Genomic DNA, 21,476 nt, shown 5'->3' with positions numbered 1-21,476 from the left:
CGCGCCTTAAAGCGCGTCGTCATTGGATTCGCCGGTGCGCACGCGAACCGCCTGCCCGACATCGAGAACGAAGATTTTGCCGTCGCCGATCTTGTCGGTTTTCGCGGCTTTCATGATCGTGTCGACAACCTCGTCGGCGAGGCCGTCAGCGACGACGATCTCCAGCTTGACCTTCGGCACGAAGTTCACGGCGTATTCGGCACCACGATAGATTTCCGTGTGACCCGACTGGGCACCGAAGCCTTTGATCTCGGTCACCATCATTCCGCGCACGCCGATGGTGGTGAGCGCCTCGCGCACCTCCTCCAGCTTGAACGGCTTGATTGCTGCAATGATGAGTTTCACCTGACATCCCTTCCTTGTTCAGCCCTTTCGATGCCCGCTTGGTGACATCGCACGGTGTTAAAAGGCCCGCTGTGCCCCTTTCACACAAGGAAACGAGGTTCCGTCCGAGTAGCAGCGTCAGCGGATTCTGGCTCAAATTTGCACAATTTGTGCGCTTTGCCGCTTTTTTAATCACATTGCAAATCTGAAACGTGATTTTTCGCGGGTGCACATCTCGGGTCGGCCCGTGTAGATTGCGCGCAATTAAAACGCAGGCAGCGGAACAGGCAGATGACTCAGAAAGGCGGAGGGCGCGGGCGCCTCGTGGCCGACAAGCGCTATTCCTCGTCGAAGCAGCCTCCCAAGGCATCGAAACCCACCAAGCCGCGCAAGAATGCGCGCCGGGGTGGAGGTAACGGCGGAGGTGGCGGTGGCGGCCGAGGCAAGCCGCCGCGGCGCAACGGGCCGGTCACCGGCCTGATCATCGGCCTCGCCCGGTTGATCTGGCGGGTCGTATGGGGCGTCGGCTGGCGCCTCGCGATGATCGTCGCCCTCGTGGTGGGCGCAGCGACGCTGTATTTCTACTCGACCCTGCCCGACTACACGAAGCTGCTCGACGGCCGCACCCGCGGCTCGGTCACGATGCTCGACGATCAGGGCAAGGTCTTCGCCTGGCGCGGCGAGACCTTCGGCGGCCAGATCGACGCGAAAAACGTCTCGCCCTATCTGCGCGACGCCGTGGTCGCGACCGAAGACCGCCGCTTCTACCATCACTTCGGCATCTCGCCGCGCGGCATCGCCTCGGCAATGGCGATCAACATGCGCGAAGGGCGCGGGCCTTTCGATGGCAACGGCGGTTCGACCATCACGCAGCAGACCGCGAAGCTCCTGTGCCTCGGCGTGAAGTTCGACCCGAAGAAGTGGAAGAACGAAGCCGCCTATGAGAATGACTGCCGTTCGGGCGGTCTGCGCCGCAAGATCAAGGAAGTGCCCTACGCCTTCGCGCTGGAACTGAAATACTCCAAGGACGAAATCCTCTCGATCTACCTCAACCGCGCCTATCTCGGTGCGGGTGCGCGCGGCTTCGAGGCCGCGTCGGAGCGCTATTTCGGCATCTCGGCCGCCAATGTCGATCCGCAGCAGGCCGCGATGCTGGCGGGGCTTCTGAAAGCCCCGAGCTACTACGCCCCGACCTCGAGCCTCAAACGCTCGCAGGAACGCGCTGAGACTGTGCTCAGCCTCATGCATGAGCAAAACTACCTGACGGACCGGCAATATCTCGACGCGAAGAACAACCCCGCCACGCTGAGCCAAGCGGCCCAGAAACGCGCGGGCGGCTATTTCGCGGATTGGGTGATGGATACGATTCCGGACTTCCTGTCGCGCGACACGACCGAGGATGTGGTCATCAACACGACTCTCGATCAGCGCATCCAGTCGGCGGCCGAAGACGCGATGAAGTCGGTCTACGACAACAAGGTCTCCAAAGGCTCTAAGGCCGAATCCGCGATCGTCGTGATGAGCGCAGATGGCGCCGTGCGCGGCATGGTTGGCGGTCGGGCCACGAAGGTCTCGGGTGCGTTCAACCACGCGACCATGGCGCAGCGGCAGACCGGCTCGACCTTCAAGCCCTTCGTCTACGCGACTGCGCTCGATCTGGGCTACACCCCGGATTCGATGGTGGACGACGCGCCGGTCACGGTGAAGATGCCCGGCTCGCCGGATTGGAGCCCGCGCAACTACGAGCGCAGCTACATGGGGCCGATCACGCTGACCACGGCGCTCGAGCATTCGGTGAACGTGGCGACCGTGCGCGTCTCCGAAGCGGTGGGGCGCGAGAATGTCATCAAGGTCGCGGAAGGGTTCGGCTTCGCGCAGGACCTTCCGAACCTGCCCTCGGTGGCGCTTGGCGTTGGGGAATCGGATCTGCTCGACATGACAGGGGCCTATGCGGGCATCCTCAATGGCGGCTCTTCGGTGCAGCCCTATGGCCTGACCTCGCTGACGCTGAAAGGCGACGACCAGCCGCTCTTCGGTAAGCCCGGCGGGATCGGCGAGCGCGTGATCTCGAAGAAAGCGGCGCAGGAACTGACCTACATGATGCGTCAGGTGGTGCTGCACGGGACCGGCCGCCGCGCCAACATCGACGGCTACGAGATCGCAGGCAAGACCGGCACCACGCAGAGCGCGCGCGATGCTTGGTTCGTGGGCTTCACCTCGGATTACGTGGTCGGCGTCTGGATGGGCAATGACGACAACACGCCGCTGAAAGGCACGACCGGGGGCGGCCTGCCCGCCGAGATCTTCCACGAGACGATGAAGCGGGTGCTCAACGGCGAAGATCCCAAGCCGCTCCCGATGGCCCATCCGGGCGACTGGCAGGTGCCGGCACAGCAGTCTCAGGGGCAAAGCCAGAGCGCGGGACAAGCGCCCGCGCAGCCCCAGCGGCAGCGGCGCGATCCGTCGCAGTCGATCCTCAACGAATTGCTCAACATCTTCGGCAGCAACTGAGCGACCGACCCGAAACAAAAGAAACGCCCGGGCCACTGGCCCGGGCGTTTTCATTTGGTACGGCGTCTTGCCGGGCCGAAGCCTGCGCCGGTTACCCTGCCCGTTTCAGATCCTCGATCATCGCGTTGATATTGCCGCGACGCCGATCGAGCATCGCGCCGATCTCGGCACGTTCGGAGGCGAGCATGTTCACGCCCTCGACGATCAGGTTGAAAAACTTGTCGCCGCCAGAGCGATCCGAGACCTGCCACAGCACCTCGAACGGAGCCTGCCCCGGCAGGGTCGCGAGCGTCTTCACCTCGTAGAAAGTCTTGATCGGGCGTGCGCCCTGAATCTGGAACTTCGCGCCCTGGAACTCACGGAACCGCTTGCCGTATTTGCGCGCGAGGTAGCCCTGGAACGCCTTGGTGAAGGCCGCGAGCTGCGCCGGGCTCGCCTGCCGCGCCGCCACGCCCAGCGCCGAGCGCGCGATGACGTTCACATCCGCATATCGCGCGAAAATCCGTTCGAACATCGCATAGAGCGCGGGCCCCGTGCGCCCCGAGGCAATGGCTGCGTTGACCTCGTTCACCGCTTTCTGGATCAGCGCGCGCGCCTGCGCATCGGTCAGCGCATATGCCGACCCCGGCACCATGGCTGCCGCCAGACCCGCCGCGCCGAGGCCCAGAACCTGCCGCCTATTGCGGCAGAAGGTCTTCGTAGGGATCGTAGGCATTCGCATCGGTGGCCTCCTCGCCATTGAGTTCGTAGCGTCGGTTCTGCAGATACAGAAGCCGGCTTTGGGCATAGCTGTCGGCACTGTCATACAGGATCGAGTCGACAGTGGTGCCATACATGTTGCGCTTCGCGACATTGCCGCCGAAGCGTAGCGCCCCTGCGGCGATGCGCTCCTTGTCGGGCAGCGCGCCCAGCGGGTCGATCACGAAATCGACGACCATCCCGATTGTATCACGCGTCGTGGACGGCCCGAAGACCGGCAATTCCTGATAATTGCCCTCGCCCACGCCCCAGACATGTAGCGTCTCGCCGAAATCGGTATCCGTCTCGGGCAACGAGAAATCCGTCCCTGCCGGATCGAAAATCCCTCCCAGCCCGATCGTCGAGTTGATGAAGAATCGGAAGGTGTTCTTCACGGCCGGCTCGGGTCGTCCTTGCAGCAGAGAGTTGAGCACCTTCCCCGGAAGGCTGAGATTGCTGCCGACATTATAGAGCGTTTTCGTCACCGGACCGGGGCCACTGCCATCGGTCGAATCGGAGCGGAAGAAGGCCGAGTCGAGCTTCTTGTTGAACTCATGCGTCTTGCGATTTGCCGCCTCGTAAGGGTCCTGAATGCCGGTCGCGGGCGGCGCAGGTGCGCAGGCGGCCAACCCCAGCGCAAGCGCCGTCATCGTAGCCACCGCAGACCACCGCACGCCGACGCGCGCCGAGGCCCTCTTTTCTAATTCCTGCGCCAAAGTCGCTCCCCCCTGCGTTGCGGCTTAGGTCCTGAAATAGATAGGGCGCATCCGGTCTTGCCGCAACGCGAGTCGCTCAGAACTCCGGAGTTCCGGAAGAAATGGATCGAATTGACGGGAAAAGGAGCGGCGAAATTAACGCCCCGTTCAGCGCGCTCGCATCACCCTTGCCAAGCGCGGCGCTCCGATCAGCGCCCGTCATCGCGGGGAGAGCACGATGCCATATTCCAACACCGATCAAGCCATCATCAAACGCAACATCCTCAAAGGACGACGGGAGATGGCCCGGCTGCTGGGCCGGGTACGAAGGCAATTCGTGCTGGTCGCAATATTTGCGGCCTTCATTAATCTGCTCGTTCTCGCGGGGCCGCTGTTCATGCTGCAGGTCTATGACCGCGTGCTGCCCGCGCGGTCCTTGCCGACGCTGATCAACCTGTTCCTGCTGGTGGCCTTTCTCTTCACGATGATGGGCGTCATTGATTGGGCGCGAGGTCGCCTGCTCGCCCGAATCGGGGCGGATCATCAGCGCGGCCTCGAGCGGCGCGTGTTCGACGCCGCCATCATCGACGCCACCATCAACACGCAGGAGCGGTCCTCCAACAACGCCCTGCGCGATCTGGAAATCGTCCAGCGCTATTATGCCTCCCCGGTCGCGGCGGCGGTGTTCGATCTGCCCTGGACGCCGCTCTATCTCGGAGTGCTGTTCGTGTTCCACCCGTGGCTCGGCGCTCTGGCCTTCGCCGGGGGTGCCACGTTGATCCTGCTGTCTCTCGCCACGCAATTCGTCACGCGTGGGCGAATGGAAGAGACAACACAGCTCGAGAACAAAGCCCGGTATCTCGGAAACGATTTTCTCCGCCAGATCGAAACGGTCGTTTCGCTCGGGATGCGCGAAAGCGGCTTCAAACGCTGGCAGGCGGCGCGGCATGAATCGATGGACAACGCGATTCGGGCCACCGATCTCAGCGGCAGCTTCCATGCCTCGATGCGCGCGCTGCGGATGCTGCTGCAAACGTCGATGCTGGCGCTTGGCGCCTATCTCGTCCTGCAAGGCGAGTTGAGCGCGGGGGCGATGATCGCCGCCTCGATCCTGATGGGTCGATCGCTCGCGCCGGTCGAGCTTGCCGTGGGCGGATGGACGCAATGGCAGCGCGCCTCCGTCGCCCGCGACCGGCTGGCGGCCCTCCTCGGCGCTCACCCGGCCGCGCAAAAGGGCACTGAGTGGGTGAGCCCGAAGGCACGCCTCGCCGTCGAAGACATCACCGTCCGGCCCGCCAATTCCGACCGAGCGACGCTCGAGATGATCAGCTTCTCGCTCGAACCCGGGGAGGCACTCGGGGTGATCGGCCCGCTCGGTGCAGGCAAATCCGTTCTCGCGCGCAGCCTGTGCAACTTCTCCCATCCAAGCTCGGGCACGATCCGCCTCGACGAGGTGCCGCTGGATCAATACGACCGTGACAATTTGGGGCGGCTGATCGGCTACCTGCCGCAATCGGTCACCTTTTTTCCCGGCACCGTGGCCGAGAATATCGCCCGGCTCGACCTCGCGCCCGACATGGACCGGGTCATCGCCGCTGCCAAACGCGCCGGCGCGCATCAGATGATTCTCAAAATGCCCGCGGGCTACGACACACCGATCGAGTTCGAGGGGGCTTCGCTCTCCGATCGCCAGCGCCAGCTCGTCGCGCTCTCGCGGGCGCTCTATCACGACCCGATCCTGCTTATTCTCGATGAGCCAAACCTTTTGCTCAGTGAAGATGGCGGGGCCTGTCTGCACACGATGCTGAGCGATCTGAAGGCGCGCGGCGGCGCGGCGATCGTGATGACCAACAGCCCCGGCGCGCTCGCCGAATGCGAACGCATCCTCGTACTCGATCACGGGGCGCAGCGCGCCCTCGGCGCGCGTGACGACGTTCTCAAGCGCATGATCGCCTCGGCGACGAAGGCCCGCGTGGTTCCCCGCGCGGACAGCGCCGCGTGAGCGACGCCTGCATCCATTCCGGGCAAGGGGGCACCTGCTGCACCCCTTCGCAACATGGCGTCCCGATCAGCTTCGGCCTCGCGGCGATCGTCGCCCTCTTCATCGGATCCGCCCTTTGGCTCACCGTCACGCGGCTCGCCGGATCGATCCAGGCCTCAGGACGGATCGAAGTCGACAGCTCCCGCCATGTGATCGAGCATCCGACCGGCGGGACCATCGAACAGATCTATGTCAAAAGCGGCGATCACGTCACCCGCGGCCAAGTGTTGATGCGCCTTGCCTCGGACGACATCCGGACCGAGCTGGCCATCGTCGAAGCCTCGGATTTCGCCCTGCAAGCCCAGCGCGCGCGGCTGCAAGCCGAACGGGACGGCGCGAACACGGTCCCTTACCCGAGGCAGCTTTTGGAGGCGGCCAAGCTCCGCGCGGATGTCACCGATCTGGTCGAGGGGCAGAATTCCCTGTTCGAAGCCCGCAAGCAGTCCTTCGCTCAGCAACGCGCCGAAATGGCGCGGCAGCTGCAGCAAATCCGTGCGCAGCGCGACGGGCTCGATGCGCAGGTCACGGCGCTGGAACGCGAAGAGCGGTTGATCGAAAAAGAACTCGCCCTCCGCGAACGGCTGAAGGATCGCGGCCTCGCCACATCGGCGCAAATCCTCGCCCTCACCCGCGAGCAGGTCTCGCTGGAGCGACAACTCGGCGCGTTGAGCGCCCAGAAAACGCAGCTCACGGTGCAAAGCGGCGGCGTGGTGCTCACCGCGTCGCGGCTGCAATGGCAACGCCGGGAGGAAATCGAGTCGCAACTCGAATCCAGCAATGCACGCGCCATCGAGCTCTCTGCCCGCACCACACATCTGCGCCACGAATTGGCGCGGCGCACCCTACGCGCACCAGTCAGCGGCACGGTGCATGATGTGCGCCTGCGCGGCGCACATGCGGTGCTGCGCCCCGCGGAGATGGCGATGGCAATCGTAGAGACCGGGCGGCCTCTCATCGTCAATGCGCAAGTCGATCCGACCAATATCGACGGCCTGGAGGCAGGCCAGACTGCGATCCTCCGCTTTCCGGGACTGTCACGGCGAATCTCGAGCGACGTGACAGGCACGATCACGCGCATCTCCCCGGACACGCTGACCGATCCCGCGACCGGGGCAAGCTATTACAAAGTGCGGATCACCTTCGATATGGACGAGCTCGACGCGGAAGAACGCAGGCTGCTCGTGCCCGGCATGCCCGCCGAGGTTTTTCTGCAAACCGCACCGGTCTCTCCGATCCGCTACCTGCTAAGCCCGTTCCTCGATTTCTTCGCACTTGGCGGCGCAGCGGGGTGACCGCCCGCCCCGACGCGGTCACAACCGATCGAGCAAAGCACGAGTCGGCCATCCATCCGCGGGCAGTCCGAACTTCTCCTGCGCCGTCTGGACCGCGTTGCGAGTGTTGGCGCCGAGGATGCCGTCGACCGCACCCACGTCGTAGCCCTTCGCGACCAGCTTCTCCTGCAACCGCTTCATCTGCGACACACTCAGCCCCGGTTCGGGCGCGCCGGGATCGAGGCGTGGCGCCCCTTCGAGACGCGTGGCGAAATAGGCCGCGCTGGTGACGTAGACGAAGCTCTTGTTCCATTCGAACAGCACACGGAAATTCGGATAGACGATAAAGGCTGGCCCCTTGCGCCCCATCGGCAAAAGGATCGACCCGCGCAGGTTGCGCGCAAGTTCCCCCTGCCGCGCACGCACGCCGCGCGCCGCCCATTCGGAGACCGGCAATTCGGTGGTGAGCCCGGTCTGGGACCAATCGAGATTGTTGGGCACAGTCACCTCCTGCATCCACGGCTCGTTCGGGCGCCACCCCATATCGCGCAGCATGTTGGCCCCCGACATCAGCGCATCGGGCGCCGAGGTCTTCAGGCGGACATGCCCGTCGCCATCGCCATCGACCCCGTTGTGCAGGATGTCCTCGGGCAGCATCTGCACTTGCCCGATCTCTCCCGCCCAGGCACCGGTGGTTCGCTTGGGATCGAAATCGCCGCGCCGGAACAGCTCCCCGGCGGCAATCACTTGCGGACGGAACAGCTCGGGCCGACGGCAATCATGGGCCAGCGTCAGCAGCGCATCGCGCGTGTTGAAATCGCCCTGCACCGCGCCGTAATCGGTCTCGAGCGCCCAGAAGGCCAGCAGCACCCCGCGCGAGACGCCGTAGGTCTGCTCCATCCGGTCGAAGGTTTTCGCATAACGCTTGGCGTTTTTCGCCCCATTGACCATCCGGTTCTTGCTGATCACCGCGCTCGCGAATTCGAGAAAGGTCTTGCGAAACACCCCCTGCGCCCGGTCCGCCCGCAACACAGCCTGATTCTGCCGCGCACCGGCAAGGAACGCATCGGCCTGCTGCGCGTTCAATCCAGCCGCCTGCAGATCGCTGCGAATCCCGGACAAGAAACCGGACCAGCTACCGCCGCACTCGGCATGGGCAATACCGACGTTGAACATGGGCGAGAGAGCGAGGGTCAGGGTGAGCAGAGCTTTACGCATGAGAGCCTCCGGGTTGCGCGGTCACCCTCGACGCTATCTCGCGCGGCCCAGCGCGACAACCCGATGCGGCGACCCTGCAAGCCGTTGCAATTTCAGCACTCTTTGCAGCCGCAGAATCGGATCGTCTGAATGGTTAACTTGCTTTTTACATTGAGGTGATCAGCATGGATCACGGGGAAGCTGTTGGAGGATGTCATGGAATTCCTGCCTAAGGAGGTCCTTGAAGGACTGCGCGCCGCGCAGAAGCGCGATGCGGCGAAAAAGGCACGCCTGCGTGTTCTCGCGGGCGGTCAGATTTGGCCGGTCCTGCGCCGGGTGCCGGGTGGCTTCGCGTTGGATGCCGACGAGGTCACGCATCTGCGCGGCCATGTCGATCTCTATGACGGCGCCAAGCACGTCGCGACCTGCCTGATCGTGGCCTCGGAAATTCAAGGAAACGAGCTGATCTGCACGGTGAAGCGCGAAACCCCAGTCAGCGATCGCGCGGCGCTCGATTTTGCGCAGGAAGGGCCGACGCTGTCGGGCTACCTGACGAAGATCTGAGCGAGACCGAGATTTCAAAGGAAAGGGCCGGAAAACCGGCCCTTTTTCATTGCAGATCAGAGAAAGCGGCCTGCAGGCGATCGACCGCTTCGCGCACCCGCGCCCGCGGCGTGGCGAGGTTGAAGCGCAGGAATTTCTCTCCCCCCGCGCCGAAAGTCGCCCCGAAATTCACCGCGATCTTCGCATCCTTCAAAACACGCGACTTGTATTCCTCGGGCTCCATTCCAGTGCCGGAGAAATCGACCCAAGCGAGATAGGTCGCTTCGAGCGGCATCGAATGCAGCCCCGGGATCTCGGCGACCCCCTGATCGAAAATCCGCCGGTTCTCGTCGAGATAAGCATTCAACTCATCGACCCACGCCGCCCCCTCGGGGCTGTAGGCCGCCGTCGCCATCGCGATGCCAAAACTGTTGGGCGAGATCCCCAAGGCGGCCATCCGCGACGCGAATCGGGCGCGCAGATCCGGGTCCGAGATGATCACGTTGCCCGTATGCGTGCCCGCGATGTTGAAGGTCTTCGTGGTGGCCGTCATCATCACCAGCGGCAGATCGGGCGCGGCATTCGCCATCGGGATATGAGTTTCGCCCGGCATCACGATGTCATGGTGAATCTCGTCCGAGACCAGCACCAGCCCGTGGCGCTTCGCGAACGCCGCCGTGGCTTCCAGCTCCGCGCGGGTCCAGACGCGGCCGCCGGGATTATGCGGCGAACAGAGGACGAGCATCTTCTCGGCCCCCGTCATCAGCCCGTCCCAAGCGTCGAAATCCATCTCGTAGCGGCCATCGACCAGTTTCAACGGGCATTCGCGCACCTCGCGCCCGGCCGCACGGATGACCCGCGCAAAGGCATGGTAGACCGGCGTCATCAGAACCACCGCATCACCCGGGTCGGTATAGGCATCGACGCAGAGCGCCGTGCCGTTGACCAGACCGTGGGTCGTGAAGATCCAGTCCGGCTCGATCTCCCAGCCGTGGCGCTCGCGCATCCACCACTGGATCGCGGCGCGATACTCGTCCTCGCCGCCCCAGTACCCGTAGATACCCTGCGCGACCATATCCTCGAGCGCGCGCTGCACGCAGGTAGGCGGGCGGAAATCCATATCCGCGACCCACATCGCGATCCCGTCTTCCGGCGAAACCCCGTAATACTTTTCCATCCCGTCCCATTTCTGCGAATGGGTGCCTACGCGGTCGATGATTTCGTCGAAGTCGGGTTTGCTCATCTGGGCCTCTCATTGGTCGGATCGGGCGCATCTGAGCAAAAGCAAAGCCGGGTTACAAACGGCGTTTTGTCACTGGCACAATCACCGCTGCCATTGCACAGACGCATTGCTTCGCCTAAATCCCTGCCCATGACGCTACGACCGATCCTGATCCATCCCGATCCGCGCCTGAAAAAGGTTTGCGAGCCGGTGCCCGAAGTTAACGACGAGATCCGCAAGCTCGCCGATGACATGCTCGCGACCATGTATGACGCGCCCGGCATCGGCTTGGCCGGGCCGCAGGTCGGCGTGATGAAGCGGATCTTCGTGATGGATTGCGTGAAGGACAAGGAAGCGGCCCCCGAGCCGATGGTCCTGATCAATCCCGAGATCAGCTGGACTTCGGAAGAGACCAATGTCTACGAGGAAGGCTGCCTGTCGATCCCGGATCAATATGCCGAGGTGACGCGCCCCTCCGAGGTGCGGATGAAGTGGCTCGGCCTCGACGGGCAAAGCCATGAGGAGCAGTTCGACGCGCTCTGGGCGACCTGCGCGCAGCACGAGTTCGATCACCTCAACGGCAAGCTGTTCATCGACTATCTCGGTCCGATGAAGCGCAAGATGATCACCCGCAAGATGGAGAAGCTCAAGCGCGAGCGCGCCCGTGCGGGCGCCGCCAAGGATCCGATCCTCTGATGGCTTCGCGCGCCTTCATCCCCTATGACGACCGCCGCCTGCATCGCCCGGCCGAGCCGGTCGAGACGATCACCGAGACCGTTCGGATGATCTGGGACGACATGGTCGAGACGATGGATGCGATGCCGGGCGTTGGGCTTGCCGCCCCCCAGATCGGCATCATGATGCGCCTCGCCGTGGTCGACGCATCCGACAAGCGCGGTCAGGCTGTGCGGATGGCGAACCCGGAAGTGCTTCATGCGTCGGTGCAGATGCGCAAGCATGAAGAGGCCTCGCCGAACCTGCCAGGTATTTCCGCCCCGATAGAACGGCCCCGCGCGGTGACGGTGCGCTTCCTCAATGAAGACGGCGAGATGGAGGACCGCGATTTCGTGGGCCTCTGGGCGACGAGCGTCCAGCACCAGATCGACCACCTCAACGGCAAGATGTATGTCGATCATCTCTCGCCCTTGCGCCGCAAGATGCTGGTGCAGAAGTCGAAGAAACTCGCGAAAGGCTAAGCGATGCGCGTCATCTTCATGGGAACGCCGGAGTTCTCCGTCCCCGTTCTGGAGGCGCTGGCCGGCGCGCATGAGGTTGTCGCCGTCTATAGCCAGCCGCCCCGCCCCGCCGGTCGCGGCAAGAAAGAGCGCCCCTCGCCGGTCCATGCCAAGGCTGAGGAACTGGGGATCGAGGTGCGCACCCCGCGGAACTTCAAAGCCCCCGAGGACCGCGAGGCCTTCGCCGCGCTGAATGCCGATATCGCGGTCGTGGTAGCCTACGGGCTGATCCTGCCGCAGGCCATTCTGGATGCGCCCGCGAAGGGATGCCTGAATATCCACGCCTCACTTTTGCCGCGCTGGCGCGGGGCGGCCCCGATCCACCGGGCGATCATGGCGGGCGACAGCCAGACCGGCATCTGCATCATGCAGATGGAGGCCGGGCTCGATACCGGGCCGGTCCTGCTGCGCGAAGCGACCGAGATCGGCGCAACCGAGACCACCGGCGAGCTGCATGATCGGCTGAGCGCGATGGGCGCGCGGCTGATCCTCGACGCGCTGTCGGAGATCGACTCGCTGATCCTGCAGCCGCAGCCCGAGGATGGCGTCACCTATGCCGCGAAGATCGACAAGGCCGAAGCGCAGGTCGACTGGACGCGCCCGGCCGACGAGGTGATCCGGCATATCAACGGTCTCTCGCCCTTCCCCGGCGCTTGGACCGAGATCGCAGGTGAACGGATCAAGCTGCTGCGCGCCGCCCCGGCAGAGGGAAGCGGCGCACCGGGCGAGATCCTCGACGGGTTTACCATCGCCTGCGGCACGAGCGCACTGGAGATTCTGACCGCGCAACGCCCGGGCAAGCGCCCGATGTCCGGCGCCGACGTGTTGCGTGGCCTGCGCCTGCCTGCACGCCTAGGCTGAGCGCAACAGCCTTCCCAAATCGCGGAAGTTGCGGCAAACTTGTGGAAAAACCACAAGGAGCAGTCGATGACCCCCTATTTGATGGAATTCGCCTGATGGGCGTGCTGTTCGGCTTTCTCGCGACGGCGAGCAGTCGTATCGTCGGGATAGGCTTCGCGCTCGCGGTCTGGCTCATCTCACGGCCCGGTGGCTGGGCCGTGCTCGTGGTGCTGACGCTGCTCGCCTTGCGCGTCTTTCCCGGTAATCAAGTGTGAGTTCAGAAGGTCGAGGCCCAGATGTATTTCCCTAATTCCCTAACCGGCAGCGATATCGTGATGATCGCCGTCGCGGTTCTGCTGATCCTGTCGGTCTTCCTCGGCGTGCGGATCGTGCCGCAATCCGAGAAGCACGTCGTGGAGCGCTTCGGGCGGCTGCGCGCGGTGCTTGGCCCCGGCATCAACTTCATCGTGCCATTCCTCGACCGGGTGCCACACAAGATCTCGATCCTCGAGCGCCAGCTGCCCAACGCGATGCAGGACGCGATCACCGCCGACAACGTGCTCGTGAAGGTCGAGACCTCGGTCTTCTACCGGATCACCGAACCGGAAAAGACCGTCTACCGCATCCGCGATGTCGACGCCGCGATCGCGACAACGGTGGCCGGGATCGTGCGCTCCGAGATCGGGGTGATCGAGCTCGACGAGGTGCAATCGAACCGTGCCCGCCTGATCGAGAAGGTCCGCGAACAGGTCGCCGTGATGGTCGACGATTGGGGGATCGAGGTAACGCGCGCCGAGATTCTCGACGTCAATCTCGACGAGGCGACCCGCGCCGCGATGCTGCAACAGCTCAATGCCGAGCGCGCACGCCGGGCGCAGGTGACCGAGGCCGAGGGCAAGAAGCGCGCGGTCGAACTCGCCGCCGAAGCGCAGCTATTCCAGGCACAGAAAGAGGCCGAAGCGCGCCGCATCTCTGCCGATGCAGAAGCCTATGCCACGGAAGTCGTCGCGCTGGCGATTGCGAAGAACGGCTTGGAGGCCGCGCAATATCAGGTCGCGCTGAAACAGGTCGACGCGCTGACTCAGGTGGCCAAGGGCGAAGGCAAGCAGACCGTGATCCTGCCTGCCGCCGCCCTCGAGGCCTTTACCGACGCCTTCCAGCTTTTGAGGAAAGCGTGATGGACCTCTGGCAACTTCCGTGGGTCTGGGTTCTGGCCGGTCTGGTGCTGGGCGGGGCCGAGATGATCATCCCCGGTTTCATCTTCCTCGGCTTCTCGATCGGGGCGGTGATCACCGGCGGGCTGATCTGGATCGGCATCGTCGGAAAGTCGGTGCCGATCACGCTGATCACCTTCGCGGTTCTGTCGATCATCGCATGGCTCGCGCTGCGCAAACTGATGGGCGTGCGGCGCGGTCAGGTGAAGCAATGGCATGACGATATCAACGAGAACTGAAGACCTGTGACGAAACCGCTGCCGGCGACTTCCCGCGCATCGCGGGAACCGGAAGCAGCCTGTCGATGTTCTCTCGCCAATACAGAGAGATGAACATCGACAGGAGATCATCATGTCTGACACGCATAATCACGAACGCTCGGGTCTGGGCGGCATCTATTTCGTTCTGGGCGCGGTCGTCGTCGCCCTCGGCATCGTTCTTTGGCTCATGATGTCGCCCGGGGACGAAAGCGCCAGCACTGCGCCCACCGAGAGCGATGCGAGCGCCACCTCGGTCACGATCGAGAACAACGACAACGCAGCCCCGGCGGACTCGTCGAGCGCCGACGCCTCGGGCGATGCCGCAGCCAGCGACAGCGGCAGCACCGACACGAGCGGCGCCTCGGCTGAGGCCACCACGCAAAGCGGCGGTTCGAACTGATCCCGCTTTCGCAGATCACGTGCAAGTGAAGCGGCGTCCTGCGGGGCGCCGTTTCATTTTGCGCCATGCTCCGCCTATCTGATGACGGGAGGAGGAACGCAGGTCAGAGCCTCGCGTTTCCTTTACCGAGGGATCAAAGCGAAGAGGCGAGCAAGAATGGCCAAGGATTCGAACCGACAGAGCAGTATCGGCGGCCTGATACTCACCCTGGTTGCGCTGGTCGCGGCACTGGGTGTCGTGGTCTGGCTCGTTGCCGATACGCCAATCGACGGGGGTGACGACGCCGCCACCGACCCGCCGAGCGAGCAGCAGATGTCCGACCCGAATGCCGCGAAGGTCGACGTGGCGCCCGACTCGAAGACGAGCGGCCCGGCGACAGGCGGCGACGGTCAGTAAGAAATGCTAATCAGCCCTGCAATTCTTTGAGGATCGCTTCCGCCGCAGCCCGCGGATCGGGCGCGCGGTGGATCGGGCGACCGACGACGATATGGTCAGCACCTGCGCCCACCGCCGCTGCCGGAGTCGCGATCCGCTTCTGATCGCCGAGATCGGCCCCGGTGGGACGCACGCCCGGCGTCACGATCAGACGGCCCTCCGCCTCGGGCAGCGCGCGGATCATCGCGGCCTCCTGCGGCGAGGCGATCACGCCATCCGCACCGGCCTCGAAGGCTCGCCCTGCACGCTCCGCCACCAGGTCGCTGATCGCGCCGTCCTTGATCAGCGCCCCGTTCAGGTCCTCGCGGTCGAGCGAGGTCAGGATCGTCACGGCGAGGATTTTCAGATCGGTACCCGCCGCGCCTTCCTTGGCGGCCTTCACCACATAGGGGTCGCCATGCACGGTCAGGAAGTCGAGATCGAACTGCGCCAGCCCGCGCACGGCGTTCTCGACCGTCGCGCCGATATCGAACAGCTTCATGTCGAGGAAGATGCGCTTGCCCTGATCCTGCTTCAACTCGCTGGCCAGCGCGAGGCCGCCGCCGGTGAGCATCCCCAGACCGATCTTGTAGAAGGACACCGAGTCGCCCAGCTGGTTCGCCAGCACGAGGCCTTCATAGGCGCTCGGCACGTCGAGGGCGACGATGAGACGGTCGTCGGCGGGCAGGGTCATGTCGGTCATCGCTGGGGCGCTCCTTTTCAAGATCGCCCCCTGATGCGGATCAATCGCCGCTACGTCAAGCCGTTCGCGGGATCACAGCCCGCCGATGCCACGACGTTGCGCTTCGCGGGTCAGCGCGCGGGCGAGCTGGCGATGCGAAATGTTGGGGCTGGCTTCGACCCGAACGGGCACCCGCAGCGGCTGCGCGATCCCGGGGGTGAAGAATTCGACGACCGCCTCGAAACGGCGCTGCGCGGCGTTGTAAATCAGGCGCGCGATATGCGTGGCGCTGGCATGATGCATCCTCGGAGCCTCCTGCATGGGTGTCCTTGCGTAAACGCTAAACCTTGCGTTTTGGTTTCCACCTGCGGCGAAATGGTCGCCATAAAGCTCTTGAAGCGGGATGCGCCACATCCCATTTTTCATATCGAGACCCGGTCAGGACGGCGCCTAATATAGGGCCAGACACATCCCGGGGGCTTTAAAAAAGGAGAATGCCGATGAACATGGAGAAGTTCACGGAGCGGTCTCGCGGTTTCCTTCAGGCCGCGCAGACGATCGCGATGCGCGAGGGTCATCAACGTGTGGTGCCCGAGCATCTTCTGAAGGCTTTGATGGATGACGATCAGGGGCTGTCGGCCAATCTGATCAAACGCGCCGGCGGCGAGCCTGCCCGCGTGCTCGAAGCCGTCGATCTGGCGGTCGGCAAGCTGCCGAAAGTGTCGGGCGGCGACGGGCAGGTCTATGTCGAGCAGAGCCTCGTGCGGGTGCTCGACGAGGCCGAGAAGCTTGCCAAGAAGGCGGGCGACAGTTTCGTGCCGGTCGAACGTGTGCTGATGGCGCTGGCCATGGTGAACACGCGCGCCAAGGATGCGCTCGATGCGGGCGCAGTGACGGCGCAGAAGCTCAACGCCGCGATCAACGATCTGCGCAAGGGCCGCACGGCGGATTCGGCCTCGGCCGAAGAGGGCTATGAGGCGCTCAAGAAATACGCGCGCGATCTGACCGAGGCCGCCGAGCAGGGCAAGATCGACCCGATCATCGGCCGCGACGAGGAAATTCGCCGCGCGATGCAGGTGCTGTCGCGCCGGACCAAGAACAACCCGGTTCTGATCGGTGAACCCGGCGTGGGTAAGACCGCGATCGCGGAAGGTCTCGCGCTGCGCATCATCGACGGGGACGTGCCGGAGAGCCTGCGCGACAAGCGGCTCCTCGCGCTCGACATGGGCGCTCTGATCGCGGGTGCGAAATATCGCGGTGAATTCGAAGAGCGTCTGAAGGCGATCCTCAAGGAAATCGAGGCCGCGGCTGGCGAGATCATCCTCTTCATCGACGAGATGCACACGCTCGTGGGTGCTGGGAAATCCGATGGCGCGATGGATGCGGCCAACCTGATCAAGCCGGCGCTGGCCCGCGGTGAGCTGCACTGCGTGGGCGCCACGACGCTCGATGAATACCGCAAATATGTCGAGAAGGACGCGGCTTTGGCCCGGCGTTTCCAGCCCGTGATGGTGGAAGAGCCGACGGTCGAGGACACGATCTCGATCCTGCGCGGTATCAAGGAGAAATACGAACTCCACCACGGGGTGAAAATCTCCGACTCGGCTCTGGTCTCGGCTGCGACGCTCTCGCATCGCTACATCACCGACCGCTTCCTGCCCGACAAGGCGATCGACCTAGTGGACGAGGCCGCCTCGCGTCTGCGCATGGAAGTGGACAGCAAGCCCGAGGAGCTCGATGCGCTCGACCGTCAGATCCTGCAGATGCAGATCGAAGCGGAAGCGCTGAAGAAAGAGGACGACACCGCGTCGAAGGACCGTCTCGAGAAGCTCGAGAAGGAACTGGCCGATCTGCAGGATCGCGCTTCGGAAATGACTGCCAAGTGGCAGGCCGAGCGGGACAAGCTGGAATCGGGTCGCAACCTCAAAGAGCAACTCGACAAGGCCCGGGCCGAGCTCGACCAAGCCAAGCGCGAAGGCAATCTCGCCCGCGCCGGTGAGCTGAGCTACGGCATCATCCCGAGCCTCGAGAAGCAACTCGCCGCAGCCGACGAGGCCGAAGGCGAAGAGCTGATGGTCGAGGAATCGGTGCGTCCCGAGCAGATCGCCGAAGTGGTCGAACGCTGGACCGGCATCCCGACCTCGAAGATGCTGGAAGGCGAGCGCGAGAAGCTGCTGAAGATGGAAGACGAGCTGCACAAGCGCGTCGTCGGTCAGGATGCGGCGATCACCGCCGTGTCGAACGCCGTGCGCCGTGCGCGTGCGGGGCTGAACGATGAGAACCGCCCGCTGGGCTCGTTCCTCTTCCTCGGCCCGACCGGGGTGGGCAAGACCGAGCTGACCAAGGCCGTCGCGAATTACCTGTTCGACGACGATCAGGCGATGGTGCGGATCGACATGTCCGAGTTCATGGAGAAACACTCCGTGGCGCGGCTGATCGGTGCCCCTCCTGGCTATGTCGGCTATGACGAGGGTGGCGTTCTGACCGAAGCGGTCCGGCGGCGTCCCTATCAGGTCGTGCTGTTCGACGAGGTCGAGAAGGCGCACCCGGACGTGTTCAACGTGCTGCTGCAGGTGCTCGACGATGGTGTGCTGACCGATGGTCAGGGCCGCACGGTCGACTTCAAGCAGACGTTGATCGTGCTGACCTCGAACCTCGGCTCGCAGGCGCTCAGCCAGCTGCCGGAAGGCGCGGATGCGGGCGAAGCCAAGCGTCAGGTGATGGATGCGGTGCGGGCGCATTTCCGCCCCGAATTCCTGAACCGTCTCGACGAGATGGTGATCTTCGATCGCCTGAACCGCGAGAACATGGACGGGATCGTGGAGATCCAGCTCAAGCGGCTGGAGAAACGTCTGGCACAGCGCAAGATCACGCTGGAGCTGGACGAGTCGGCCCACAAGTGGCTCGCCGATGCGGGCTACGACCCGGTCTATGGCGCACGCCCCCTGAAACGCGTGATCCAGCGTTCGCTGCAGGATCCGCTGGCCGAGGCGATCCTTGGCGGCGAGATCATGGACGGTGCGACGGTCGAAGTCACCGCGGGCCCGAACGGCCTGATCGTCGGCGGCCACAGCGCGCCTTTGGGGGGCACGAAGCCTGCCGATGGCGTGCCGCTGCACTAAACCTAGCTGAAAACCGATTGAGAGGGGCGGAGCGATCCGCCCCTTTTTCGTCAGCGTCAGGGGCGCTGCCCCTCTTGGCTACGCCAATTCACCCCGGGATATTTCCGCCAAGAGGAAGAGAGGGTATCTAAGGGGTGTTTCCCGGATCGAGTCCCCATGCCTGCCCTTTGCCGCGATTGCCTGAAGAGTTTTGACGAGGCGCCGAAGCGTTGCCCCGCCTGCGGCAAGGCGCGGATCGTGGCGCATCCGGAGCTGTTCGACCTGCCCATCGCACATATCGATTGCGACAGTTTCTATGCCTCGGTCGAGAAGCGCGACAATCCCGAACTGTCTTCGCAGGCGGTCATCGTGGGCGGCGGCACGCGCGGGGTGGTGACGACCTGCTGTTACATCGCGCGAATCTCGGGCGTGCGCTCGGCCATGCCGATGTTTCAGGCCCGCAAGCTGTGCCCGGACGCGGTGATCATCAAACCGCGGATGGAGCATTACGCCAGCGTCTCGCGCGAGATCCGGGCGAAGATGGTCGAGCTGACGCCGCTGATCGAGCCGCTCTCGCTCGACGAAGCGTTTCTCGATCTGGGCGGAACGGAGCGGCTACATCATGCGCCGCCCGCGCTCCTGATGGCGCGGCTTGCGCGCGAGATCGAGACGGAGATCGGGGTCACAGCCTCGGTGGGTCTTTCGCATAACAAGTTTCTCGCCAAGATCGCCTCGGATCTCGACAAGCCGCGCGGGTTTTCGGTGATCGGGCGCGGCGATACGGAAGAGTTTCTGCGCGACAAGCCGGTGTCGATCCTCTGGGGCGTGGGGGCAGCGACGCGCTCGGCCCTGGGGCGCGCGGGCATTCGCACGCTCGCCGATATCCGCCGCGCGGGGCTGTCGCGGATGGAGGACCGTTTCGGCGCGTCGGGGCGGCGGCTGTTTGAGTTGGCCAGCGGCCAAGATGCGCGGCGGGTCTCTCCAGACTCGCCGATGAAATCGGTGTCGAACGAGACCACCTTCAACACCGACATCGCCGATCGCGAGGCGCTGATGGGCAAGCTTTGGCATCTAGCCGAGAAGGTCTCGGCCCGGATGAAGGCGCGCGATCTGGCGGGGCGGACGGTGACGCTGAAGCTCAAGAAGGCTGATTTCGCGACCGTGACACGGCAGACCCGGCTGGAGGAGCCGAGCCAATTGGCCGACACGCTCTATCGCGCGGGCGAGACGCTGTTCGACAAGCTGCCGAAGGGCCAAGCCTACCGTCTGATCGGGATCGGGTTTTCGGACCTCTCGGCGGCCGATGGGCGCGATCCGGCGGGCGACCTGCTCGACCCTTACGCGGGCAAGCGCGCAACAGCGGAGCGGGCGAAAGATGCGATCCGGGCCCGATTCGGGGCGGATGCGATCCGCAACGGGCGCGGCTGGGACGGGGAGTGACTTACTCCGCCGCGTGACGCAGCGGATGTGCCCCGAGATCGGCGATCTGACGCGCCACCCGGCTCATCAGCGCCGCGAACGCATTGAAATTCTCGTTCGGCGCGATGCGGTGCTGATCCATGTAGAGGGCGCGGTCGATCTCGATCTGGATCGCGTGATATCCCTCGCGCGGATGCCCGTAGCGCTGGGTGATATAGGCCCCGGCAAAGGGGCTGTTGCGCGCCACGTTCAGCCCTTCGCCTTCGAAGATCAGTTCGATCTCGCGCACGATCTCCCGGTCGGCGCTGGTGCCGTAGCGATCGCCAAGCACGATCTCCGCACGGCGCGGGCCGGTCGTGGCCAGCGCCTCGGAGGGCATCGAATGCATATCGAGAAGAATTGCCTGCCCGAAAGCGCCATGCGCCTCGGCCATCAGCGCCTCGAGCTGCGCGTGATAGGGCCGCCAGACATGGTTGATCCGCGCCTCGGCCTCGATCATCGGGATCTTGCCGCGATAGATCGCCCGCGCACCGGACACCACACGTGGAATCACCCCGAGCCCGGCAGCGACACGCGGCCCCGGATGCGCCCGGTCCAGCCCGGCGATCAGCGCCGAATCAAGTTCGTCCTCTGCCCGGTTGAGATCGACCCAGGCCCTCGGATACTGCGCGCAGAGAAGCGGCGCGCCGAATCGCGGCACATCCGCCAGCAGCTCATCGACGAAAGCATCTTCGGAAGACCGCAGGCGCAGCATGTCCAGAACGGCCCGTTCCTGCAGGCTATGCGGGTATTGCGCACCGGAATGGGGCGAGGCGAAGACCGCAGCCGTCCGCAACGCCTTGGGGCGAACCAGCCGGAACGGCGGCAAAAGGGCTGGGCTGTCGGACATGAAACCTCTTATGATCGCCTAATATCTTACACTGGAACGCTTTCACGCCAAAACCCTCTTGAAAGCCGTTTCGACTCTTTATATAGACCCCCAGACCGACGCGACACCGCGCCTTTCGGTTCCCTTCGCGGCCTAGCCGCAAGCGCGAATCAAAGGCATCAAACGGGATCGCACGGGTGTGGGCGGTTAGCTCAGCGGTAGAGCACTACGTTGACATCGTAGTGGCCACTGGTTCGATCCCAGTACCGCCCACCATCTATTCACCGCCCCCGGCTTGCAAGCCCGGGGCATTCGTTTTTCAAGGCGCACCGCGCGCCGCGATACAGGAGAAGGCCGATGAAGGTCCGCAACTCGCTCCGCTCGCTCAAGCAGCGTCATCGCGATTGCCAGGTCGTGCGCCGCAAAGGCCGCGTCTACGTGATCAACAAGACGCAGAAGCGCTTCAAAGCCCGCCAGGGCTGAGGCAGCCGAGCCGAAACG

The 21,476-nt window shown here is 64.2% G+C and carries 23 protein-coding genes and 1 tRNA gene; 16 read left to right on the top strand and 8 right to left on the bottom strand.

Features of this window, described 5'->3' with window-relative positions; translation table 11 throughout:
- Positions 1-6: 6 nt before the first annotated feature.
- Positions 7-345 carry a P-II family nitrogen regulator gene (locus tag BMI87_RS14845; protein WP_078522388.1) on the bottom strand — a complete coding sequence of 113 codons (339 nt, stop codon included), beginning with the start codon at positions 343-345 and terminating at the stop codon, positions 7-9.
- A 270-nt stretch (positions 346-615) separates the two neighbouring features.
- Between BMI87_RS14845 and BMI87_RS14840 the strand changes: the two genes are divergently transcribed.
- Positions 616-2,835 (top strand): transglycosylase domain-containing protein, encoded by a 2,220-nt coding sequence (locus tag BMI87_RS14840; protein WP_078522387.1) that lies wholly within the window; start codon positions 616-618, stop codon positions 2,833-2,835.
- 91 nt (positions 2,836-2,926) lie between these two features.
- Here the strand turns inward: BMI87_RS14840 and BMI87_RS14835 are convergent, their stop codons facing one another.
- Positions 2,927-3,550 (bottom strand): phospholipid-binding protein MlaC, encoded by a 624-nt coding sequence (locus BMI87_RS14835; RefSeq protein ID WP_078522386.1) that lies wholly within the window; start codon positions 3,548-3,550, stop codon positions 2,927-2,929.
- Positions 3,513-4,223 (bottom strand): VacJ family lipoprotein, encoded by a 711-nt coding sequence (locus BMI87_RS14830; RefSeq protein ID WP_078522385.1) that lies wholly within the window; start codon positions 4,221-4,223, stop codon positions 3,513-3,515. The genes BMI87_RS14835 and BMI87_RS14830 overlap by 38 nt, the downstream gene beginning before the upstream one ends.
- Before the next feature lie 283 nt (positions 4,224-4,506).
- Between BMI87_RS14830 and BMI87_RS14825 the strand changes: the two genes are divergently transcribed.
- Together BMI87_RS14825 and BMI87_RS14820 are read left to right on the top strand one after the other, a co-directional pair.
- A complete protein-coding gene (locus BMI87_RS14825) occupies positions 4,507-6,270 on the top strand; it encodes a type I secretion system permease/ATPase (protein ID WP_078522384.1) in 1,764 nt (587 codons plus the stop codon).
- Positions 6,267-7,601, top strand: a complete 1,335-nt coding sequence (locus BMI87_RS14820; RefSeq protein WP_078522383.1) for an HlyD family type I secretion periplasmic adaptor subunit — start codon at positions 6,267-6,269, stop codon at positions 7,599-7,601. Before BMI87_RS14825 ends, BMI87_RS14820 begins: the two co-directional genes overlap by 4 nt.
- 18 nt (positions 7,602-7,619) lie before the next feature.
- Here the strand turns inward: BMI87_RS14820 and BMI87_RS14815 are convergent, their stop codons facing one another.
- The gene (locus tag BMI87_RS14815) at positions 7,620-8,798 is read right to left on the bottom strand and encodes a lytic murein transglycosylase (protein ID WP_078522382.1); all 1,179 of its coding nucleotides are present in this window, start codon (positions 8,796-8,798) and stop codon (positions 7,620-7,622) included.
- A gap of 195 nt (positions 8,799-8,993) precedes the next feature.
- On the opposite strand from BMI87_RS14815, the gene BMI87_RS14810 reads away from it, so the two are divergent.
- Complete coding sequence (locus tag BMI87_RS14810) at positions 8,994-9,341, top strand: hypothetical protein (RefSeq protein WP_078522381.1); 348 nt, start codon at positions 8,994-8,996, stop codon at positions 9,339-9,341.
- Between the two features lie 46 nt (positions 9,342-9,387).
- Here BMI87_RS14810 and BMI87_RS14805 read toward each other — a convergent pair whose 3' ends face one another.
- Positions 9,388-10,563 carry a MalY/PatB family protein gene (locus tag BMI87_RS14805; protein WP_078522380.1) on the bottom strand — a complete coding sequence of 392 codons (1,176 nt, stop codon included), beginning with the start codon at positions 10,561-10,563 and terminating at the stop codon, positions 9,388-9,390.
- A 129-nt stretch (positions 10,564-10,692) separates the two neighbouring features.
- Between BMI87_RS14805 and def (BMI87_RS14800) the strand changes: the two genes are divergently transcribed.
- The 8 genes from def (BMI87_RS14800) (at position 10,693) to BMI87_RS14770 (ending at position 14,887) form a co-directional block, all read left to right on the top strand.
- Positions 10,693-11,238 carry a peptide deformylase gene (def, locus tag BMI87_RS14800; protein WP_075775430.1) on the top strand — a complete coding sequence of 182 codons (546 nt, stop codon included), beginning with the start codon at positions 10,693-10,695 and terminating at the stop codon, positions 11,236-11,238.
- Positions 11,238-11,738, top strand: a complete 501-nt coding sequence (gene def, locus BMI87_RS14795; RefSeq protein ID WP_078522379.1) for a peptide deformylase — start codon at positions 11,238-11,240, stop codon at positions 11,736-11,738. The genes def (BMI87_RS14800) and def (BMI87_RS14795) overlap by 1 nt, the downstream gene beginning before the upstream one ends.
- A 3-nt stretch (positions 11,739-11,741) precedes the next feature.
- Positions 11,742-12,638 carry a methionyl-tRNA formyltransferase gene (gene fmt, locus BMI87_RS14790; protein ID WP_078522378.1) on the top strand — a complete coding sequence of 299 codons (897 nt, stop codon included), beginning with the start codon at positions 11,742-11,744 and terminating at the stop codon, positions 12,636-12,638.
- A gap of 95 nt (positions 12,639-12,733) precedes the next feature.
- Positions 12,734-12,892, top strand: coding sequence for a hypothetical protein (locus tag BMI87_RS22570; RefSeq protein ID WP_168175220.1), 159 nt, complete (start codon positions 12,734-12,736; stop codon positions 12,890-12,892).
- A gap of 60 nt (positions 12,893-12,952) precedes the next feature.
- Complete coding sequence (locus BMI87_RS14785) at positions 12,953-13,795, top strand: SPFH domain-containing protein (RefSeq protein WP_371326890.1); 843 nt, start codon at positions 12,953-12,955, stop codon at positions 13,793-13,795.
- The gene (locus BMI87_RS14780) at positions 13,795-14,070 is read left to right on the top strand and encodes an NfeD family protein (protein ID WP_078522376.1); all 276 of its coding nucleotides are present in this window, start codon (positions 13,795-13,797) and stop codon (positions 14,068-14,070) included. The genes BMI87_RS14785 and BMI87_RS14780 overlap by 1 nt, the downstream gene beginning before the upstream one ends.
- A gap of 112 nt (positions 14,071-14,182) precedes the next feature.
- Positions 14,183-14,491: a hypothetical protein gene (locus BMI87_RS14775; RefSeq protein WP_078522375.1), complete on the top strand. Its 309-nt coding sequence runs from the start codon at positions 14,183-14,185 to the stop codon at positions 14,489-14,491.
- A 156-nt stretch (positions 14,492-14,647) separates the two neighbouring features.
- Positions 14,648-14,887 carry a hypothetical protein gene (locus BMI87_RS14770; protein ID WP_078522374.1) on the top strand — a complete coding sequence of 80 codons (240 nt, stop codon included), beginning with the start codon at positions 14,648-14,650 and terminating at the stop codon, positions 14,885-14,887.
- Between the two features lie 10 nt (positions 14,888-14,897).
- Here the strand turns inward: BMI87_RS14770 and pyrF are convergent, their stop codons facing one another.
- Entirely contained in the window at positions 14,898-15,599 is a 702-nt protein-coding gene (gene pyrF / locus BMI87_RS14765; RefSeq protein ID WP_078522415.1) for an orotidine-5'-phosphate decarboxylase, read from the bottom strand.
- Positions 15,600-15,680: 81 nt separating this feature from the next.
- Positions 15,681-15,890, bottom strand: a complete 210-nt coding sequence (locus BMI87_RS14760; protein WP_078522373.1) for a hypothetical protein — start codon at positions 15,888-15,890, stop codon at positions 15,681-15,683.
- Between the two features lie 197 nt (positions 15,891-16,087).
- Here BMI87_RS14760 and clpB point away from each other — a divergent pair, with 197 nt between their 5' ends.
- The gene (clpB, locus tag BMI87_RS14755; protein ID WP_078522372.1) at positions 16,088-18,709 is read left to right on the top strand and encodes an ATP-dependent chaperone ClpB; all 2,622 of its coding nucleotides are present in this window, start codon (positions 16,088-16,090) and stop codon (positions 18,707-18,709) included.
- A 156-nt stretch (positions 18,710-18,865) separates the two neighbouring features.
- Positions 18,866-20,128 carry a DNA polymerase IV gene (locus tag BMI87_RS14750; RefSeq protein WP_078522371.1) on the top strand — a complete coding sequence of 421 codons (1,263 nt, stop codon included), beginning with the start codon at positions 18,866-18,868 and terminating at the stop codon, positions 20,126-20,128.
- Between the two features lies 1 nt (position 20,129).
- Here BMI87_RS14750 and BMI87_RS14745 read toward each other — a convergent pair whose 3' ends face one another.
- Positions 20,130-20,996, bottom strand: coding sequence for an N-formylglutamate amidohydrolase (locus tag BMI87_RS14745; protein WP_108722330.1), 867 nt, complete (start codon positions 20,994-20,996; stop codon positions 20,130-20,132).
- A gap of 180 nt (positions 20,997-21,176) precedes the next feature.
- Here BMI87_RS14745 and BMI87_RS14740 point away from each other — a divergent pair.
- Both BMI87_RS14740 and ykgO read left to right on the top strand, forming a co-directional pair.
- A tRNA-Val gene (locus tag BMI87_RS14740) sits at positions 21,177-21,251 on the top strand.
- 81 nt (positions 21,252-21,332) lie between these two features.
- On the top strand, positions 21,333-21,458 hold the full coding sequence (gene ykgO, locus BMI87_RS14735) for a type B 50S ribosomal protein L36 (RefSeq protein WP_038074920.1): 126 nt from the start codon (positions 21,333-21,335) through the stop codon (positions 21,456-21,458).
- Positions 21,459-21,476 lie beyond the last annotated feature (18 nt).

Origin of the sequence: Thioclava sp. F28-4 (genome assembly GCF_002020045.1) — a bacterium.
Classification (GTDB): domain Bacteria; phylum Pseudomonadota; class Alphaproteobacteria; order Rhodobacterales; family Rhodobacteraceae; genus Thioclava; species Thioclava sediminum.
This window is presented reverse-complemented; position numbering and strand designations above follow the sequence as displayed.

Bases quoted from the DNA above. Each gene is read 5' to 3' on its own strand.
- BMI87_RS14840 (WP_078522387.1), top strand. From the start codon at position 616: ATGACTCAGAAAGGCGGAGGGCGCGGGCGCCTCGTGGCCGACAAGCGC.
- BMI87_RS14835 (WP_078522386.1), bottom strand. From the start codon at position 3,550: ATGCCTACGATCCCTACGAAGACCTTCTGCCGCAATAGGCGGCAGGTT.
- BMI87_RS14830 (WP_078522385.1), bottom strand. From the start codon at position 4,223: ATGACGGCGCTTGCGCTGGGGTTGGCCGCCTGCGCACCTGCGCCGCCC.
- BMI87_RS14825 (WP_078522384.1), top strand. From the start codon at position 4,507: ATGCCATATTCCAACACCGATCAAGCCATCATCAAACGCAACATCCTC.
- BMI87_RS14815 (WP_078522382.1), bottom strand. From the start codon at position 8,798: ATGCGTAAAGCTCTGCTCACCCTGACCCTCGCTCTCTCGCCCATGTTC.
- BMI87_RS14810 (WP_078522381.1), top strand. From the start codon at position 8,994: ATGGAATTCCTGCCTAAGGAGGTCCTTGAAGGACTGCGCGCCGCGCAG.
- BMI87_RS14805 (WP_078522380.1), bottom strand. From the start codon at position 10,563: ATGAGCAAACCCGACTTCGACGAAATCATCGACCGCGTAGGCACCCAT.
- def (WP_075775430.1), top strand. From the start codon at position 10,693: ATGACGCTACGACCGATCCTGATCCATCCCGATCCGCGCCTGAAAAAG.
- def (WP_078522379.1), top strand. From the start codon at position 11,238: ATGGCTTCGCGCGCCTTCATCCCCTATGACGACCGCCGCCTGCATCGC.
- fmt (WP_078522378.1), top strand. From the start codon at position 11,742: ATGCGCGTCATCTTCATGGGAACGCCGGAGTTCTCCGTCCCCGTTCTG.
- BMI87_RS22570 (WP_168175220.1), top strand. From the start codon at position 12,734: ATGGGCGTGCTGTTCGGCTTTCTCGCGACGGCGAGCAGTCGTATCGTC.
- BMI87_RS14785 (WP_371326890.1), top strand. From the start codon at position 12,953: ATGATCGCCGTCGCGGTTCTGCTGATCCTGTCGGTCTTCCTCGGCGTG.
- BMI87_RS14780 (WP_078522376.1), top strand. From the start codon at position 13,795: ATGGACCTCTGGCAACTTCCGTGGGTCTGGGTTCTGGCCGGTCTGGTG.
- BMI87_RS14775 (WP_078522375.1), top strand. From the start codon at position 14,183: ATGTCTGACACGCATAATCACGAACGCTCGGGTCTGGGCGGCATCTAT.
- BMI87_RS14770 (WP_078522374.1), top strand. From the start codon at position 14,648: ATGGCCAAGGATTCGAACCGACAGAGCAGTATCGGCGGCCTGATACTC.
- pyrF (WP_078522415.1), bottom strand. From the start codon at position 15,599: ATGACCCTGCCCGCCGACGACCGTCTCATCGTCGCCCTCGACGTGCCG.
- BMI87_RS14760 (WP_078522373.1), bottom strand. From the start codon at position 15,890: ATGCATCATGCCAGCGCCACGCATATCGCGCGCCTGATTTACAACGCC.
- clpB (WP_078522372.1), top strand. From the start codon at position 16,088: ATGAACATGGAGAAGTTCACGGAGCGGTCTCGCGGTTTCCTTCAGGCC.
- BMI87_RS14750 (WP_078522371.1), top strand. From the start codon at position 18,866: ATGCCTGCCCTTTGCCGCGATTGCCTGAAGAGTTTTGACGAGGCGCCG.
- BMI87_RS14745 (WP_108722330.1), bottom strand. From the start codon at position 20,996: ATGTCCGACAGCCCAGCCCTTTTGCCGCCGTTCCGGCTGGTTCGCCCC.
- ykgO (WP_038074920.1), top strand. From the start codon at position 21,333: ATGAAGGTCCGCAACTCGCTCCGCTCGCTCAAGCAGCGTCATCGCGAT.